Annotated in this window: 1 rRNA gene; it reads left to right on the top strand. The window is 54.4% G+C overall.

Going from position 1 to position 720, the window contains the following annotated elements:
* Positions 1-720, top strand: a 16S ribosomal RNA gene (locus IE064_RS18070); the annotation flags it as partial.

The following is a 720-nucleotide window of genomic DNA, read 5'->3' as shown; positions in this document are numbered from 1 at the left end:
GATGATCAGCCACACTGGAACTGAGACACGGTCCAGACTCCTACGGGAGGCAGCAGTGGGGAATATTGCACAATGGGGGAAACCCTGATGCAGCCATGCCGCGTGTGTGAAGAAGGCCTTCGGGTTGTAAAGCACTTTCAGTCAGGAGGAAGGTGGTGTAGCTAATATCTGCACCAATTGACGTTACTGACAGAAGAAGCACCGGCTAACTCCGTGCCAGCAGCCGCGGTAATACGGAGGGTGCGAGCGTTAATCGGAATTACTGGGCGTAAAGCGTGCGCAGGCGGTTTGTTAAGCGAGATGTGAAAGCCCCGGGCTCAACCTGGGATGGTCATTTCGAACTGGCAAGCTAGAGTCTCGTAGAGGGGGGTAGAATTCCAGGTGTAGCGGTGAAATGCGTAGAGATCTGGAGGAATACCGGTGGCGAAGGCGGCCCCCTGGACGAAGACTGACGCTCAGGCACGAAAGCGTGGGGAGCAAACAGGATTAGATACCCTGGTAGTCCACGCCGTAAACGATGTCTACTCGGAGTTTGGCGTCTAGAACGCTGGGCTCTCAAGCTAACGCATTAAGTAGACCGCCTGGGGAGTACGGCCGCAAGGTTAAAACTCAAATGAATTGACGGGGGCCCGCACAAGCGGTGGAGCATGTGGTTTAATTCGATGCAACGCGAAGAACCTTACCTACTCTTGACATCCAGAGAACTTGGCAGAGATGCCT

This window comes from Shewanella fodinae (assembly GCF_014651955.1).
GTDB lineage: Bacteria > Pseudomonadota > Gammaproteobacteria > Enterobacterales > Shewanellaceae > Shewanella > Shewanella fodinae.
Note: the sequence above shows the minus strand (reverse complement) of the source record. Positions and strands in the feature narration are given on the sequence as shown.